The 16,183-nt window shown below is 62.4% G+C and carries 13 protein-coding genes; 6 read left to right on the top strand and 7 right to left on the bottom strand.

Going from position 1 to position 16,183, the window contains the following annotated elements; genetic code table 11:
* Positions 1 to 13 precede the first annotated feature (13 nt).
* The 4 genes from urtD to urtA form a co-directional block, all read right to left on the bottom strand.
* Positions 14 to 757: an urea ABC transporter ATP-binding protein UrtD gene (urtD, locus tag AB1286_RS29245; protein ID WP_430366682.1), complete on the bottom strand. Its 744-nt coding sequence runs from the start codon at positions 755 to 757 to the stop codon at positions 14 to 16.
* A gap of 3 nt (positions 758 to 760) precedes the next feature.
* Positions 761 to 1,942 (bottom strand): urea ABC transporter permease subunit UrtC, encoded by a 1,182-nt coding sequence (gene urtC / locus AB1286_RS29240; protein ID WP_430366681.1) that lies wholly within the window; start codon positions 1,940 to 1,942, stop codon positions 761 to 763.
* Between the two features lie 61 nt (positions 1,943 to 2,003).
* Positions 2,004 to 2,921 carry an urea ABC transporter permease subunit UrtB gene (gene urtB / locus AB1286_RS29235; protein WP_430366680.1) on the bottom strand — a complete coding sequence of 306 codons (918 nt, stop codon included), beginning with the start codon at positions 2,919 to 2,921 and terminating at the stop codon, positions 2,004 to 2,006.
* Between the two features lie 54 nt (positions 2,922 to 2,975).
* A complete protein-coding gene (gene urtA / locus AB1286_RS29230; RefSeq protein ID WP_430366679.1) occupies positions 2,976 to 4,256 on the bottom strand; it encodes an urea ABC transporter substrate-binding protein in 1,281 nt (426 codons plus the stop codon).
* Positions 4,257 to 4,462: 206 nt separating this feature from the next.
* Between urtA and AB1286_RS29225 the strand changes: the two genes are divergently transcribed.
* From AB1286_RS29225 to AB1286_RS29200, 6 genes are all read left to right on the top strand, one after another.
* Positions 4,463 to 7,891: a hybrid sensor histidine kinase/response regulator gene (locus AB1286_RS29225; RefSeq protein ID WP_430366678.1), complete on the top strand. Its 3,429-nt coding sequence runs from the start codon at positions 4,463 to 4,465 to the stop codon at positions 7,889 to 7,891.
* The gene (locus AB1286_RS29220) at positions 7,854 to 8,855 is read left to right on the top strand and encodes a response regulator (RefSeq protein ID WP_430366677.1); all 1,002 of its coding nucleotides are present in this window, start codon (positions 7,854 to 7,856) and stop codon (positions 8,853 to 8,855) included. The genes AB1286_RS29225 and AB1286_RS29220 overlap by 38 nt, the downstream gene beginning before the upstream one ends.
* A 235-nt stretch (positions 8,856 to 9,090) precedes the next feature.
* Positions 9,091 to 9,780 carry a three-Cys-motif partner protein TcmP gene (gene tcmP / locus AB1286_RS29215; RefSeq protein ID WP_430366676.1) on the top strand — a complete coding sequence of 230 codons (690 nt, stop codon included), beginning with the start codon at positions 9,091 to 9,093 and terminating at the stop codon, positions 9,778 to 9,780.
* 581 nt (positions 9,781 to 10,361) lie between these two features.
* Positions 10,362 to 11,378 carry an IS21 family transposase gene (istA, locus tag AB1286_RS29210; RefSeq protein WP_430366675.1) on the top strand — a complete coding sequence of 339 codons (1,017 nt, stop codon included), beginning with the start codon at positions 10,362 to 10,364 and terminating at the stop codon, positions 11,376 to 11,378.
* Complete coding sequence (gene istB / locus AB1286_RS29205) at positions 11,375 to 12,163, top strand: IS21-like element helper ATPase IstB (RefSeq protein WP_430366674.1); 789 nt, start codon at positions 11,375 to 11,377, stop codon at positions 12,161 to 12,163. The genes istA and istB overlap by 4 nt, the downstream gene beginning before the upstream one ends.
* Before the next feature lie 223 nt (positions 12,164 to 12,386).
* Entirely contained in the window at positions 12,387 to 12,668 is a 282-nt protein-coding gene (locus AB1286_RS29200) for an H-NS family nucleoid-associated regulatory protein (protein ID WP_430366673.1), read from the top strand.
* A gap of 223 nt (positions 12,669 to 12,891) precedes the next feature.
* On the opposite strand, the gene AB1286_RS29195 is transcribed toward AB1286_RS29200, so the two are convergent.
* Genes AB1286_RS29195 through AB1286_RS29185 form a run of 3 tightly spaced genes read right to left on the bottom strand, consistent with a single transcriptional unit; the run spans position 12,892 to position 16,175 of the window.
* On the bottom strand, positions 12,892 to 13,179 hold the full coding sequence (locus tag AB1286_RS29195; protein WP_430366672.1) for a PAAR domain-containing protein: 288 nt from the start codon (positions 13,177 to 13,179) through the stop codon (positions 12,892 to 12,894).
* Positions 13,180 to 13,191: 12 nt separating this feature from the next.
* Positions 13,192 to 14,223 carry a T6SS immunity protein Tli4 family protein gene (locus tag AB1286_RS29190; RefSeq protein ID WP_430366671.1) on the bottom strand — a complete coding sequence of 344 codons (1,032 nt, stop codon included), beginning with the start codon at positions 14,221 to 14,223 and terminating at the stop codon, positions 13,192 to 13,194.
* Positions 14,217 to 16,175 carry an esterase/lipase family protein gene (locus AB1286_RS29185; protein ID WP_430366670.1) on the bottom strand — a complete coding sequence of 653 codons (1,959 nt, stop codon included), beginning with the start codon at positions 16,173 to 16,175 and terminating at the stop codon, positions 14,217 to 14,219. Before AB1286_RS29185 ends, AB1286_RS29190 begins: the two co-directional genes overlap by 7 nt.
* Positions 16,176 to 16,183: the final 8 nt, after the last annotated feature.

The following is a 16,183-nucleotide window of genomic DNA, read 5'->3' as shown; positions in this document are numbered from 1 at the left end:
GTTTAATGCCGCGTCAGTGGCCAAGATAGACATCGATCACGCGCGGGTCGGCCTGCACCTGCGCCATAGGCCCTTCCGCGAGAATCTTGCCCTGATGCATCACCGTGACTTTGTGGGCGATGCGTTCCACGAACGCCATGTCGTGTTCGATCACGATCATGGAGCGGTTGCGGCAGATGCGGTCCAGCAATTCGGCTGTCAGTTCGCGCTCTCGTACGCTCATGCCCGCAATCGGCTCATCGAGCATCAACAGTTCGGGATCCTGCATGAGCAGCATGCCGATTTCGAGCCATTGCTTCTGACCGTGCGAAAGCAGGCCAGCTTCAAGGTCGAGCGACTCCGCAAGACCGATTTCCTCTGCCACGGTGCAGACGCGGTCAGTCACTTCGTGGTCCGCGCGGTAGGCGAGGGCACCGAACACCGACCGTCCGCGCGGAAACGACACCTCCAGGTTCTGCGCCACGGTAAGGTTTTCGTAGATGGAAGGCGTCTGGAACTTGCGCCCAATGCCCTTGCGCACGCGGCGAAACTCCGCGAGCTTCGTGATCTCCTCGTTGCGAAACTTGATGCTGCCCGCCGTTTCCTTCGTCTTGCCACAGATCAGATCGAGCAACGTAGTCTTGCCCGCACCGTTCGGCCCGATCACCACACGCAGCTCGCCGGACTCGATATAGAGGTTCAGCGAATCGATGGCCTTGAAGCCGTCGAACGATACGGTCAGGTCTTCGATGGCCAGCAGAAAATCGGTATTGCTCATGACTCACCCCTCCTTGTTTTCCGCGCCGAGCAGCCGCCGCACGCGCGGTCTCACGTGCTCTTCGTAGAGCCCCGCGAGGCCGTTCGGAAAGACCATCACGACGCCAATGAACATGGCGGCCATCAGATAGAGCCAGAGGTTCGGAAAGCTCTCGGAAAACCAGCTCTTGCCGAGGTTGACGAGAATCGCGCCGTACACGGCGCCCACCAGCGACATGCGCCCGCCCACCGCCGCATAGATCACCATCTCGATCGAAGGCACGATGCCCACGAACGACGGCGACATGAAGCCCACCTGTAGCGTGAACATCGCGCCGCCAATCGCAGCCAGCAGCGCTGCGAAACAGAACGCGAAGACCTTGAACATCGCTACGTCGTAGCCCGAAAAGCGCACGCGGTCTTCCTTGTCGCGCATGGCGAGCAGCAGCGTGCCCAGCTTGCCGCGCTGCACCCAGCGGCAGGCCAGCAGCGCACCGATCAGAAGCGCTGCGTTGACGAAGTACAGCGCGAGCTTGGCGTGGTCCGTGCGGATGTCCCAGCCCAGCAGCGTGCGCAGGTCGGTAATGCCGTTCACGCCGCCCGTATAGCCCTGCTGCCCGATGATGAGCACCGAAAGAATGAGCGCCACCGCCTGCGTGATGATCGCGAAATACACGCCGCCCACGCGCCGCTTGAACATCGCGTAGCCGATCACGAACGCGAGCGCCGTGGGCACCACGAGCACCGCGAGAATCGAGAACGGCAGCGAGTGAAACGGCTTCCACCACACGGGTAATGCAGTGACCTGATTCCAGTCCATGAAGTCGGGAATGCCCGGTGTGGTCTGCGTGCGCGTGGCCACAGGGTCGGACGCTTCGAGTTTGAGGAACATCGCCATGGCATAGCCGCCCAGCCCGAAGAACACGCCTTGCCCGAGGCTCAGCACGCCGCCGTAGCCCCATGCGATCACGAGGCCGACCGCAACGAACGCGTACGTCAGGTACTTGCCCATCAGATTCAGGCGGAACGTGTCGAGTGCAAGCGGAAAAACGACCACGATGAGCAGCGCGAGTATCACGATGCCGGCATAGCCCGACGCATCGAGCCGCGCCGCCATTGCGCGCCAGCCGTCGTGTGCCGGACCGGGCCGGGCAGACGGGGCACCTGCGCTCGATACGCCTCCCGCTGTAGGTTGGATGGGTTCCATGTCCCTCTCTCCGTACAAGTAAATCGGTGAAGGCCCCGGTGCAGCAAGGACCACTCTGGGCTCACGCGCGCCGCACTTTCGAAGCGAATAGCCCCTGCGGGCGCAGCATCAGAATGACCACGACCGTCAGCAGCGTGAGCACGCGCGCAATCGACCCCGAGAGAAAGAACTCGCTGATCGACTGCATCTGCGCGATGCCGAATGCCGACGCCACGGTGCCGAGCAAACTCGCCGCGCCGCCGAACGTGACCACGAGAAACGAATCGACGATGTAGAGCGAGCCGCTCGTCGGCCCGGTCGAGCCGATCGCCGTGAACGCCGCGCCCGCCACGCCCGCAATACCGCAGCCAATGGCGAACGTCATGCGGTCGGTACGGCGCGTGTTGATGCCCGCCGCGTTCGCCATGGGCCGGTTAGCCACGGTGGCGCGCACGCGCAGCCCCCAACGCGAGCGGTACAGCGCGAGCAGCAGGCCGCCCGTCATGATGAGCGCAAGACCCATCACGAACATGCCGCTCACCGGAATGTCGAGACCCGGCGCCGGTTCCCACGAGCCCATCAGCCAGTCAGGCAGCGCGGGACTCACTTCCTTGGGACCGAAGGTGGAGCGAAACACCTGCTGCATGCCGAGGCTCAAGCCCCAGGTGGCGAGCAGCGTGTCGAGCGGGCGCCGGTAGAGATGGCGAATCAACGCCCATTCGGCGAGCCAGCCCACCGCGAACGCCAGCACGAAGGCCGCCACGATGGCGAAGAAGAAGTAGACCGGCGTGAACGCGTGCCACACGTTCTGCGCGAACCACGAGAACATGTAGACCGTGTAAGCGCCGATGGTCATGAACTCGCCGTGCGCCATGTTGATGACGCCCATCTGGCCGAAGATCACGGCGAGCCCCAGCCCCATCAGAAGCAGGACGCTGAAGAGGCTCAGACCGGCGAAGCCCTGCATCAGCGTGATGTTGAGAATGTCGGTTGCGGACATCGAACGCTCCTCGCGCGACGGCGCACGGCCGCCGCGCAGTGCCGGGTTGCGGGATTACATGTAGCCCTTCGGGAACGGATTGGGCTGAATCGGCTGGGCCGATTGCGCCACCACCTTGAACTGCCCGTCCGCCTGCCCTTCGCCGATCAGCGACCGGCTCCACAGGTGGTGGTTCGCGTCCACCTTCGCGTAGCCCTGCGGCGCGTTGGGCAGCTCGATGCCCGCGGACGCCGCCACCACCTTGTCCACGTCGAAGCTGCCGGCGCGCTCGCAGGCCGCCTTCCAGATCCAGGGGCCCAGGTACGCGGCCTGCGTCACGTCGCCGATCACGGACTTCGGGCCGTAGCGCCCCTTGAATGCCGCCACGAACTTCTTGTTGTTGTCGTTATCGAGTGACTCGAAATACTTCATCGACGAATAGAAGCCCGCGAAGTTGTCGCCGCCAATGCCGAGCACTTCGTCCTCCGTCACGGAAAGCGTGAGCAGGAACTGCTTCTGCGGCGTAATGCCCGCGGCCTTCAACTGCTTGTAGAACGCCACGTTCGAGCCGCCCACCACCGTTGCGAAGATGCAGTCGGGGCGTGCGAGCTTGATCTTGTTCATGAGCGAATTGAATTCGGTGGTGCCGAGCGGGTAATACTCCTCGCCCACCACCTTCGCGTGCAGATGCTGTTCGATGTGGCGGCGCGCGATCTTGTTCGAGGTGCGCGGCCAGATGTAGTCCGAGCCGATCAGGAAGAACGTCTTGGCCTTCTTCGTGTTCGATGCCCAGTCGAGCGCCCAGAGAATCTGCTGGGTGGCTTCCTGGCCCGTATAGAAGACGTTCTTCGACTGTTCGAGGCCCTCGTAGAACGTGGGGTAGTAGAGCAGCCCGTTGTCTTTCTCGAAGATGGGCAGCACGGCCTTGCGCGAGGCCGAAGTCCAGCAGCCGAACACGGCCGCCACGTGATCGTTTTCGAGCAGCTTCTTCGACTTCTCCGCGAAGGTCGGCCAGTCGGACGCACCGTCTTCCTGGATGATCTGGATCTTGCGCCCCAGCACTCCACCCATCGCGTTGATCTGTTCGATGGCGAGCCGCTCCGCCTGGATGGAGCCCGTTTCCGAAATGGCCATCGTGCCCGTTGCCGAGTGCAACTGGCCGACGGTCACCGTGGTGTCGGTCACGGCGAGGTGCGTCGTGTTCACCTTCGCCGTGGGCGGCACCTGCGCGAACGAGGTGCGCGGCAGGCCGAGCGCCATGAGCGGGGCCGCGGCGAGGCCGCTCAGCAGGCGCCGGCGCACCGGCGAGGGCATGTTGGCGTTGGCGTCGTCGTCGATTCGATCGTCTGCGGACATCACGTTCTCCTTGTCGTGGGCCCGCAGCGCACGTGCCGCGGACGGGTTTCGAGGGTTGGACGCAATGTAGGAAGCCAAATTGGCGATCGAAATACGTCGATTGACGTATTCCCTGCTATCGCACTGGAATGTAATTTGCTCTGGGCATGGCTCCTGCCGCTTGCCGGCCCATGCGGCACTGTCCGGCACCAATCCGGATCATCTTCATGTCCCAGATGCACCAGAGTTCAGTACACACGCCCGGCACGCAGCGCATCGTCAAGGTTCGGCGCGACTACAACGCGTGGGTAGGCGACGAAACGCTCGAAGACTACGCGCTGCGCTTCACGCCGCGTTCGTTTCGCCGCTGGTCGGAATTGCGCGTCGCGAATACGGCGATCGGCGCGGTATCGTTTCTCGTGCTCGAAGCGATTGGCGGCAGCCTCGTCATCAACTACGGGTTCACGAACGCGTTCTGGGCCATCGCGGCCGTGTCGGTGCTGATCTATCTGACGAGCCTGCCCATCAGCTATTACGCGGCGCGCTACGGCGTGGACATGGACCTGCTCACGCGCGGTGCGGGCTTCGGCTATATCGGCTCCACTGTCACGTCGCTCTTTTACGCGATCTTCACGTTTATTTTTTTCGCGCTCGAAGCCGCGATCATGGCGCTCGCGCTACAGCTGTACTTCCATATATCGCTCGCCGTCGCGTACGTGCTGAGTTCGCTCGTCGTGATTCCGATCGTGATGTTCGGCATCACGCTCATCAATCGTCTGCAAAGCTGGACGCAGCCGCTCTGGCTCGTGCTGTTCGTGCTGCCCTACGCCGCGGTGCTGTGGCACCAGCCGGGCCTCGTCGCCGAATGGACCACGTTCGCGGGCTTTGCTCCGCAGGGCCGCGCATTCAGCCTCATCGCCTTCGGCCAGGCCGCTACCGTGGTGTTCGCGTTGATCGTGCAGGTGGGCGAACAGGTGGACTACCTGCGCTTCCTGCCGCCGCTTACCGAAAAGAACCGCGCGCGCTGGTGGCTCGCGCTGCTTTCCGCCGGGCCCGGCTGGATCGTGCCGGGCGCGCTCAAGATGCTGGGCGGCGCCTTTCTAGCGTTCGTCGCGATCCAGCACGAAGTGGATATCGCGCATGCCGCGCAGCCCACGCAGATGTATCTGGTCGCCTATCACCAGTTGCTCGACCGCATGGGCCTCGCCAACTGGGCGGTTCCCGCCATGACGTTGTTCGTCATCGTTTCGCAGCTGAAGATCAACGTGACGAACGCGTATGCGGGCTCGCTCGCGTGGTCTAACTTCTTTGCGCGTCTCACGCACAGTCACCCCGGGCGCGTGGTGTGGCTCGTCTTCAACGTCATGATTGCGCTGCTGCTCGTCGAAATGGGCGTGTTCGACGCCATCGGCAAGGTGCTCTCGCTGTATGCCAACGTGGCGATCGCATGGGTCGGCGCGCTGTTCGCCGATCTCGTCATCAACAAGCCGCTCGGCTACAGCCCGCGCTACATCGAGTTCAAACGCGCGCATCTCTACGACGTCAATCCGGTTGGCGTGGGCGCCATGCTCATCGCCGCAGCCGTCGGCATGCTGGCGCACGGCGGCGCGTTCGGCGCGCTGGGCGAGGCCATGTCGTCGTTCATCGCATTCGGCGTGGCGTTCGTCTGTGCCCCGGTGCTCGCCATCGCCACGCGAGGGCGCTATTACCTGGCACGTGCCGCGCAGCCCACGGGCGATGCAACGTCGTTGCGCTGCGCGATCTGCGAAAACACCTTCGAACCCGACGATACCGCGTATTGCCCCGCTTACGGCGGCACCATCTGCTCCCTCTGCTGCTCGCTCGATTCGCGCTGCCACGACCGCTGCAAGCCGCACGCGCGCCTCGCCACGCAGGTCGATCTCGCCTTGCACCGTGTGTTTCCGCGCGCGCGGCTGGGCCCCTCCGCGCTGCGCCTCGTGCACTACGCGAGCCTCGTGGTCGCGATGCTCACCGTGCTTGCGAGCGTGCTCTATCTGATCTGGTCGCAGAGCATCACGTCGCTGGCCACTGCCGATTCACCCGCGGGCCAGGCCATTGCCGGCAGTTTCCTCAAAATCTTTTTCGCGCTTTCGCTCGTGGGCTGCATCGCGGCCTGGTGGTTTGTGCTGGAGCGTGAAAGTCGGCGCGTCACGCAGGAAGAATCGCAACGGCAGAACGAGCTGTTGATGCAGGAAATCGACGCGCACCAGAAAACCGACGCGGCACTCAAGCGTGCGACGGCCGCCGCCGAATCGGCCAACCAGGCGAAGAGCCGCTACGTCTCCGGCCTCAGTCACGAACTGCGCACGCCGCTCAACAGCATCCTCGGCTACGCGCAATTGCTGCTACAGGCGAAAGACGAACTCTCGCCGTTGCGCTACAACGCCGTGCGCACGATCCACCGCAGCGGCGAGCACCTGCTTGCGCTGGTGGACGGGTTGCTCGACGTGGCACGCATCGAGGCCGGCAAGCTGCAACTGAACATCACGAAAGTGCCGCTGGCCGATTTCGTTGCGCACGTTACCTCCATGCTGCGCCCGCAGGCGCTGGAAAAGGCGTTGTCGTTCGAGGTGCAGACCATCGGGCGGCTGCCCGCCACGGTGAAGTCCGACCAGAAGTGCATGGGGCAGATTCTCACCAATCTGATCGGTAACGCCATCCGCTTTACGTCTGCGGGCACCGTCACGCTGCGCGTGAGCCACGCGCTCGATACGCTGAAATTCGAGGTGGTCGATACCGGCCCCGGCATTCCCGCCGCCGAAATGGAACGGCTCTTCCTGCCTTTCGAGCGCGGCGAAGCGGCGCACGCGCACGATCACGGCGCGGGGCTCGGCCTCACGATCTGCCGCCTGCTGACTCACGCGCTAGGCGGCAGCCTCGAAGTGGACAGCGAAGTGGGCCGCGGCACGCGTTTCGTAGTGAAGCTGTTTGCGCCCGCGGTACACAGCGCGGCAGACGCGCGCACCGAACTCGCCGCCATTCAGGGCTACGTGGGCGCACGCCGCACGATTCTCGTGGTGGACGATCTGGCGGACCAGCGCGGCATCGTCGCGCAGTTCCTCACGCCGCTCGGCTTCGACGTAGCCGAAGCGGCAAGCGGCCCCGAAGCGTTACGCTGGCTCGGCACGCACGCGGCGGACGCCATCATCATGGACATTTCGATGCCGCTCATGGACGGCTATGAGACGAGCCGGCTCATCGGCGAAAACCAGTTGTCGAGCGCGCCCATCGTGCTGCTTTCGGCCAATGCGTTCGCCGACGACCGCGAACGCGCCAGCGCCACCGGCTGTGCCGGCTATCTCGTGAAGCCGTTGCAGGTGAACGTGCTGCTCGACAAACTCGCGCAACTGCTGGCCATCGAGTGGATCGCCTCGCCCGTGCCGGCCCTTGCCGACCCCGCGGGCCCCGTACGCACCGAGTCACGGGTCGCGCTGCCCGAGCCGGTGCTGCAACGCATACGCGCGCATCTCGACGTGGGCTACGTGCAAGGCGTGGTCGAACAGCTCGACGCGGCGCGCGCCGCTTACCCTGCCTTGCGCACGCAGGTCGATGCCCTGCGCGCACTGGCGGAGCGCTTTCAGCTAAGGGATCTAGAGAATGAACTCGACAGACTGCCCGGCAGTCGCACCGCATGACGTTCGCGCCGACGCGGGCGAGGCACCCGCATGGCTCGGCAACCGCCCCGTCGTGCTGATCGTAGACGACACGCCCGACAACCTGGCGTTCCTCTCCGATACGTTGCAGGCGCACGGCTATGCGGTGCTCGTCGCGCTGAGCGGCGAGGCCGCATTGAAGTGCCTTGCACGCGTGACGCCCGACGTCGTGCTGCTCGACGCGATGATGCCCACCATGGACGGCTTCGAAACCTGCGCGCGCATGAAGCAGGACGACCGGCACGAGCATCTGCCCGTGATCTTCATGACGGCGTTGACCGAGAGCGAGCACGTGGTGCGCGGCTTTCGTGTGGGCGGCATCGATTACGTCACGAAGCCGGTGCGGCCAGAGGAAGTCTGCGCGCGCATCGGTGCGCACGTGCGGCGCTCGCGCGCGCAGCTCTATGCGAATGCCGCGCTTTCGCTGGAAACGCGTGCGGCGCTGGTCGTCGCGGCAGACGGCACGATCCGCTGGCAAAGCCCGCAGGCCGCACGGCAGATCGAAGCCTATCGCGCGCGCGACGGGCAAGCGTCCGGCGAGGCCATCGCGCAACCGCGCTTGCCGCCCAGGCTGCGCGGCTGGTTCGCCGACTGGCTCGCGCGCGGGTGCCCCACCAAGGCCGTGCACGAATTCACCGAGGGCGACGTGCGGCGCTCAGCGACCGTCGCGCCCGCGCCCGAGCAGGGTGAATGGATTGTCATCCTGACCGAAGTGGACGACGCCGCGCACCGCGACGCGCTCGTCGCCCGCTTCGGGCTGACGGCGCGCGAGGCCGAAGTGCTGCTGTGGGTCTCTCGCGGCAAGACCAATCGCGACATCGGCGACATTCTGGGCATGGCGGCTCGCACGGTGAACAAGCACCTCGAACACCTGTTCCGCAAGCTGCATGTGGAAACGCGCGCCGCTGCCGCGGCGCTTGCGGTGAAGACGCTGGACCGGTCGTAGTGTCGTTCGGGCGTAATCGTGCGTCTACGTGCGTCTGGTCCAATGTGCCTACTGCGTCCGCGTCCATTCGTGCAACTGGGCGGGACGACTCCAGCCCCATCGCAGCAATCAGCGCCGTAGACAGGGTCACCCCCGCCGCAAGCACCACCGCGACGTGCAGCCCACTCACCAGCCCACGTGCCGCAACGCCGGTGGGCGAGCCGAACACGCCCACGCCCAGCACGCCGCTGTTCGCATGAACCCACACGAGCGACCCATACCCCGCCGCTGCCAGCACCTGACCGGCGATCATCGGAAGCCGGTATCCAAACCGCGCGGTGAGCGCACCCGAGACGATGTTGGCCACGATGACGACAGCCGTCATCGGCAGGAACGCGAGGCCCGTTTCGAGCGGCGTATCGTGGCGCATGTTCTGGAAAAGCAGGCTCAACGCAAACATGAGCCCGTAATAGCCGAAGTTCAGCGAGAGCCCCGTCAACGCACCTACATTGACCTCTTTGCCGGCACGGGCCGAGTACAGGTCAAATACACGTCGACATTTTCGGACGGTGGACCGTTGGCGGCCTGGACCATGGCGCAGCAGCGCCGCGGGACGTTTCCGCACTTCTTCGTCGCGGACGCTAACCCAGAATATTGGGCTGCCTGTGATGAGCGGTTGCGCAAACGCGGAGCTCCGGTTCAATCTGTCGTGGGGCGCGCGGACCAAACGATCGACTGGGTGATCCCGCAACTGGATCGGCGAGGACTGCATCTGGCGTTGCTCGACCCATTCAACGCGGGCAACCTCCATTTCTCGATCATCGAAAAGCTGGCATCGATGCCGTTCATTGACATTGTGGTTCATCTGAGCACGGTATCCAGTGCGAAACAGCAAAGGTTCAACCATGAACTGGCTGTGTCTGCTCGCCCGACACGCGCAGGCTGAGAAGCTTTGGCGTGATGCCTGCAACCTCCGGGGTCGCTCACTGTTCTGACTCTCCGTCTGCCGGGTGCGGGAAACGGTCGAACTGGGCTGAGGAACTGGCTTCTATGTTGAGCTTCGCAAGCACGGCCGCGATCGTGCAGGTTCTAGCCAACGTCTCTTGATTTCACGTCTCTGGGGTAGTTGTTCTAGGGTTCCGAGCACCGGGTTGGCTTCTTATCACAGGAGGCTTATACGTAGTTGGTGCACCCCTACGTCGCAACCGTCGGAGTTGGGAAACAGCCAACTTTTGAGTACGATGGAAAACTTCATAACGAGGGCTTTCCCATGATCCCCCGCGCGCGGCTCGACTCCGTAACTGAAGCCGACATCCATAACCTGATCGACCACAGCGTGCGCGAGAGTCGCGCGCTGGACTACAAACGAGACTGGCCCAGCGATCGAGACGGCAGGGCAGAACTTGCCAAGGACGTCTGCGCGTTTGCGAATTCTTTGGGTGGGTGGGGGCGATGTAAAAATGACCCACCTCGCCGAAGTAAACCTGACCCACCTGGGGGGAGCAAGATGGCGGCTTTTTGCCGCCGATGCTGATTCAGGAGCAAGCAGTGGAAATCAAGGTGTTGGCAAGACGGGGAATGGGCGTACGGGAGATAGCGAGGCAGACGGGCATCTCGCGCAACACGGTGCGTCGCTATCTGCGTGACGAAGAGGCCGTGCATTACAAGCAGCGCGAGCCGCGGGCGACGAAGCTCGAGCCGTTCAAGAGCTATGTGCTCGAACGCGTGGCGGCGGCTCGGCCGCACTGGATTCCCGCGACGGTGCTGCTTCGAGAGCTGCGCGATGCCGGTTATGAAGGTGGCATCAGCCAACTGAAGGCATTTCTAGCGCCGCATAAGCACGCCGAAGCGGAGCCGGTGGTTCGCTTCGAGACGGCGCCGGGCAAGCAGATGCAAGCCGACTTCACGGTCATTCGCCGGGGCCGCGCACCACTGCTGGCGTTGGTGGCGACGCTGGGCTACAGCCGTGCGAGCTTCGTGCGCTTCACCGCCGGCGAGGATGCGACGACGCTGTGCGAGTGCCTGCGCGAAGCGTTTTTCCACTTCGGTGGGACGCCCGAGCAGGTTCTGTTCGATAACGCGAAGTCGGTGATTGTCGAACGCGATGCCTTCGGCGAAGGCCAGCATCGATGGAATACGCAGTTGCTCGCGCTGGCGGAAACGTACGGTTTCACACCGAAGGTATGCCGCCCCTATCGAGCCAAGACCAAGGGCAAGGTCGAACGTTTTAACCGGTATTTGAAGGAGAGTTTCGTCGTGCCGCTGGCGGCTACCCTGAAGCAATCGGGCCTTACGTTGGATGTCGACGCAGCGAACGCGCATATCGGGCGATGGCTTACGGAAGTCGCCAACGTGCGCGTGCATGCGACGACGCGCGAGCGCCCGGCCGCGAGATTGATGCTTGAGCAAGCGGCGTTGTTGCCGCTGCCTGCAACGATGATGGCGCCCTTGCCGACGGCGCCTCGGCCGCGCCGCGTGTTGCCGCGTGAGAGCTTGCAACATCCGTTGGCAGTGTACGACGCGTTGCTGGAGGTGGCCGCATGAACTTGCAGCATGAACGCATTGCCGGCCTATGCATGCAGCTCAAACTCGACTGCATGGCCCGCGACTGGGGCTCGCTCGCGCAACACGCTGCAACGCGCGATGCGAGCCTGGCCGACTTCCTTGAGCAACTGCTACAGGCGGAATTCGATGCGCGCGAAGAACGTAAGCGGCAGACGCTCACGAAGCTCGCGTCGTTGCCAAGCGTCAAGACGCTGGAGCAATACGACTTCGCCTTCGCCAGCGGCGCACCGCGCGCACAGATTCAGGAGTTGGCGAGCCTGGCGTTCATCGAGCGCGCGGAGAACGTGGTGCTGCTCGGGCCAAGCGGCGTCGGCAAGACGCACATTGCGAGTGCGCTGGCCTATCGCGCGACGCAGGCGGGCATCAAGACGCGGTTCATCACTGCCGCCGACCTGATGATGCAGTTGGCGACGGCGCGACAGCAGAACCGGCTGAAGGAGTTCTTCAATCGAGCGGTCGTCGGGCCGAGACTACTCGTGATTGACGAAATCGGCTATTTGCCGTTCGGGCGCGAGGAAGCGGACCTGTTCTTCAACGTTGTCGCCAAGCGCTACGAGCGCGGCGCCATCGTGTTGACGAGCAACTTGCCGTTCACGCAATGGGCCTCGGCGTTCGCCGACGACCAGACGCTGACGGCCGCGATGCTCGACAGGCTGTTGCACCACGCGCACATCGTCCAAATCAGCGGCGAGAGTTACCGCTTGAAGGACAAGCGCAAAGCAGGGCAAACGAGCACGCGGGCGGGCGCGAAGGCAGCCGCGTGATAGGGGCCCGGGTGGGTCAGTTTTACTTCGGCGATTCGTCGAAAAGTGGGTCAGATTTCAATCGGCGTTGACAGGTGTTAGCGCCGATCATCTTCGGAATACGCGAAGATGGTGGTGCATTTTCGATACTCGTCCGCGTTACACCCGCGAAAGATAGAATTGACCACGGAAAGCAACCGGCGCGTAAGCGCCCCGCAACCGCCGGTAGCCGGTAGATGCAATCATGTCCAAGACCTACAAAGAACTATTGGCCGAGCAGCGAGAACTGAACGCGCGCATTGATGCTGCGATGCAAGCCGAACGTGCCCAAGCGATCTCGACGATCCGCGAGTTGATGGAGCAGTTCGGAATCACGGCAAGTGACCTTGCCGCGAAGCGCGGTCCCCGGACGCGAGGCCCGTTGTCCGTGAAATATCGCGATCCGAAGACGGGCGCAACATGGAGCGGCAGGGGGCGAGAACCACGCTGGATTGCGGGGAAGGACCGCCGTGCGTTTGCGATTTGACCGGTCGAGGCTCAGGACCTAAAAGGAAAGCTCATTTGGCCCCTCGATTCACGCGGCTGACTGCGCCGCGACGAGTCGCAGCGCAGGTGCCGGACACGGGTTCGACTGACGCTAGCCGCACACGGGAATGCAATGTAGTGAGGCACATCCGAACATTCCGACTGCAAGCACGAGTACCGTTGCGATTTCAATGAGCTTCCTCACCATTCTTTTCTCTCTCGGTTCAGACTTCGGTATACGACGCGGACTGCGACGCGACGAGCTGTGGCGGCGTGAGGCACTGGCAGAAGCAAAGGTCATCGCTCAGCGCAGCCTGACGGCCATCGGGGCCGGTGGTCGAAATCCGTTGCCCATCGCAAACGATTTTGCCCATCGTTTTGCAGGCTGGGCACCAGACCGGATCGTTTTCGTACGCTTGCTCGCGCTCGCCTATTACATCGCTGGCATCGCCGCCTTGCACAACGCCGCCAGCGGTCGTGGTATCTCCCTTAACGATGTCGTACCGCCGCATATGGGCCTCCTGTTATACCGCGCCGGGACGCAGACGCAGGCTGTTCAACAGGGTGTCCCAGACCTGAAGTGCGCCGGCTTCGTCGACGGGGGAGGTGGCTTGCTCCGGCGTCAAATCAGGACTGCTTGCGCCAAGCAGCAGTTGAATGGCGGTGTGGGGCTTCGCGAGTGTGCTCGGGTCACCCGGCGCGAGCAGGTAGAACCGATAGGAGGTGGCCCCGCCGTCTTGAAGCTCAAACAAGACTTCTTCGGCATTCATTCCAGCGACCGTGCGCTTCGCCTCGCGAAGGACGCGGTAGTGCCCCGGCTGCCGGGACAGTTGGGCGCGGAGAGCGGGTAGTGTCTTGGTCAGGGGCTCGCTTTGATCCTGCTCGACCGAATCGCGCATCTGGATCACGAGCAGCGCCGGGCGTCCCGGCATCAGTGCGAACGACTGGCTGACTTCCTCGGTGTAGGTTGAGGAGCCCGTTATGATCCCACCGTCAATGCAGAACCCCGATTCCGTCGGTACGGCCCAGTTATCGCGCGCCTTGATTCTACCGTAAGTATCCGCGTAGATAGAATCGACTCGGTCCAGTGCGGCGGAGCCTATACTCCCTCGCGTATGAAAGATACTTCTGTCTTCAAAGATGAATCCTTCCGTTTTGAAGTCCAGCGCTGAGGCTGCGTCGAATTGTCGGAAAACAAAAACGCTCGAATGCTTCGTCGGAGAAAATTCCTTCTCAAGCCAGGCATGGCTCGTTGACGAACCCGTCCCGGGATTTATCCGCTGCTTGTACTTTAGGTCAGCACTCAATGCAGCAATTTTCCCCCGATACACCTCGATCGACGAACTGTGCGTTGTTTCAATGCTTTCGCCGCGATATTCATAGCGTTGATTGGAAATTTCGCTCGTTGCGGGACGATCGAATACAAAGCGTCCGATGCACCACGGACGAGACTTGGACAGCAAGGGATTGGTGATCATTGATTCCCCGTAGGATGCCATTGAGCAGGCAGACAAGCTTGCCACGAGTATGAAGACTTTCGCGATACGATTCAGCATGAAGGCTCCGGCGCATCTTGTGCTATCTGCACGACGCTGTAGAGGAGTGCCCAGCGGGTCCATGGATGTTTGTAGCTCATCTGATGGTCATACCCATGTTGGGCGAACGCCATTTGTACTCCCCTTGCAGGGTCGCCCTTCACATTGGGATCGAGTCCGCGCGCCTGAGCTTGTGCCGACCACACCGGCACCGTTCCGTCTCCAGCGATGATGCCGTTCCTCGTGTCATGAGGCGATGGGTTGGACTCGTCTGAGCCGGTCGGAAGTTTGTTCACTTTTTGGGCCTCGAATTCGATCGCCAACTTGCGTGCCGCAAGATGCACACGCAGGTTACCGGAGTGCGAGTCGTGCAGTAACTTCGCAGCGCGCAGTTCCTCCTCCGTTACGTCGGACGGCATGTTCCCTTTCCAGAGCACCTTGCCCCACGTCAACAAAGCGTCGAGGGGCTTACCTTCCTCGATCTGCGCCGCGTTTTGATGATCACTTCCCGACGCGGCTTGCGATTTCGGCTTGGGTAACGCCCCATCGCCGTATGCGGCGTACGTCATGTCATGGTACTTGTCTTTAATCCCCCACTGGTTGGTGACGACGAGGGACATCGTGTCTTTGAAGTTGCCAAAAACAGTTTTGTTTGTATTATTTTTCTTCAGCCGTGCTGCCACGATTCCTGCTGGGTCGAGCAATTTCTCGTCCGGCATGAGGCCATACCACTCTGTATTCGTATAGATCTCGTCATACGCGTTTTTGTCCGCAGGTAGCTGCATTACGGGCGTGCCGTCGGGCCGAGTAAATATCCACCAAGGTTCGCCGTTGTTGTAATCCGGCATAGGCAACAATTCTAGCGGCCCGGGCGCATTCGCCAGCACGGCCACAAATTCGTTCGCGTCACGCCCAAGAAGGCTACCGCCGATAAAGCTATTGAGTCCCCCCTCGTTGCCTGCGCCAGTTCTGAAGCGTTTGGCTGCAACAGGCGCCCCCGTCGCCGGTTGCACGTTGTGAAAGACCCCGTGCATCAAATCCGCACCGCCATGCATTGCGATCGCCATTCGAGCCACCAATCCGCCCATCGAATGTGTCAAGATGATGGCCTTGCCCGTATGGTTCTCCGCGCAAATTTCCTTGATGCCCATCAATCGCGTGGTTTTCTTCGTCTTTGGATCGTAGTAGTCAGAGCCTTCGATTATTTGCCTTCCGGAATCTGTGTTCGATTGCAGCCAGTTATAGCCGATCGCGTATATACGGTAACGGAATTTCGCGAAGTGCTTGAACTCCGGCGAGTCTTCGGTAAGTGCTTCCCCCTTACCGAATGCACCGTAGTCGGTCGGTGCCGTACCCAACAACGGCTTGAGCGTCCATTCTTTCCCCTCGGGGTCGGGATCGACCCATGCGCCTTTGACTTTGCCCAGGTGCATCGGCTCATTGAGTTGCTCCTCGAGCCACGCGAGGACCGGGTGATAGCTCGTGCGGTGCACCGATCCCCAGCCACGCCGACGCGCCTCGGCCTCGTCGATGTACTGAGTGGGGGCATCCTTCTCGTTTTGCTTGTTGTGCCGGCCAACGTTGATGGGCCCGAGCGGCGTGACTGCCGCTCGCGTCGGATCAAAGGTCTTTTCCCGTGACGTGGCACTCGCGAACCACATGCCGATCAACGCCCCGAGCGCGCCTATATCAGAGAACACAGTGTCTGTGTTCGGTGCGAAGAGCATTTCATCGCCCGTATCCTTGAAGGTGAGCAAGGAGCCCATCACGCCCGGCAGAAAGATGACCGGAATAATGGGCCGCACGTCGCAAAGCATTTCCTTGGGTCGCGTATCGCTAGCGGGAGTCAACGTTGCGTGCGCATACGACGCCCCGTCCTTATCCGTGCGCCCGGCCAACCGCACAACCTCTTGCTGGGCGCTGTCATCGAAGGGCGAACCGCCGCTTTGACCATCTGCCTGGTTATCGCTCATTTCGGCTT

Source organism: Trinickia sp. NRRL B-1857 (genome assembly GCF_050470685.1).
Taxonomy (GTDB): domain Bacteria; phylum Pseudomonadota; class Gammaproteobacteria; order Burkholderiales; family Burkholderiaceae; genus Trinickia.
This window is presented reverse-complemented; position numbering and strand designations above follow the sequence as displayed.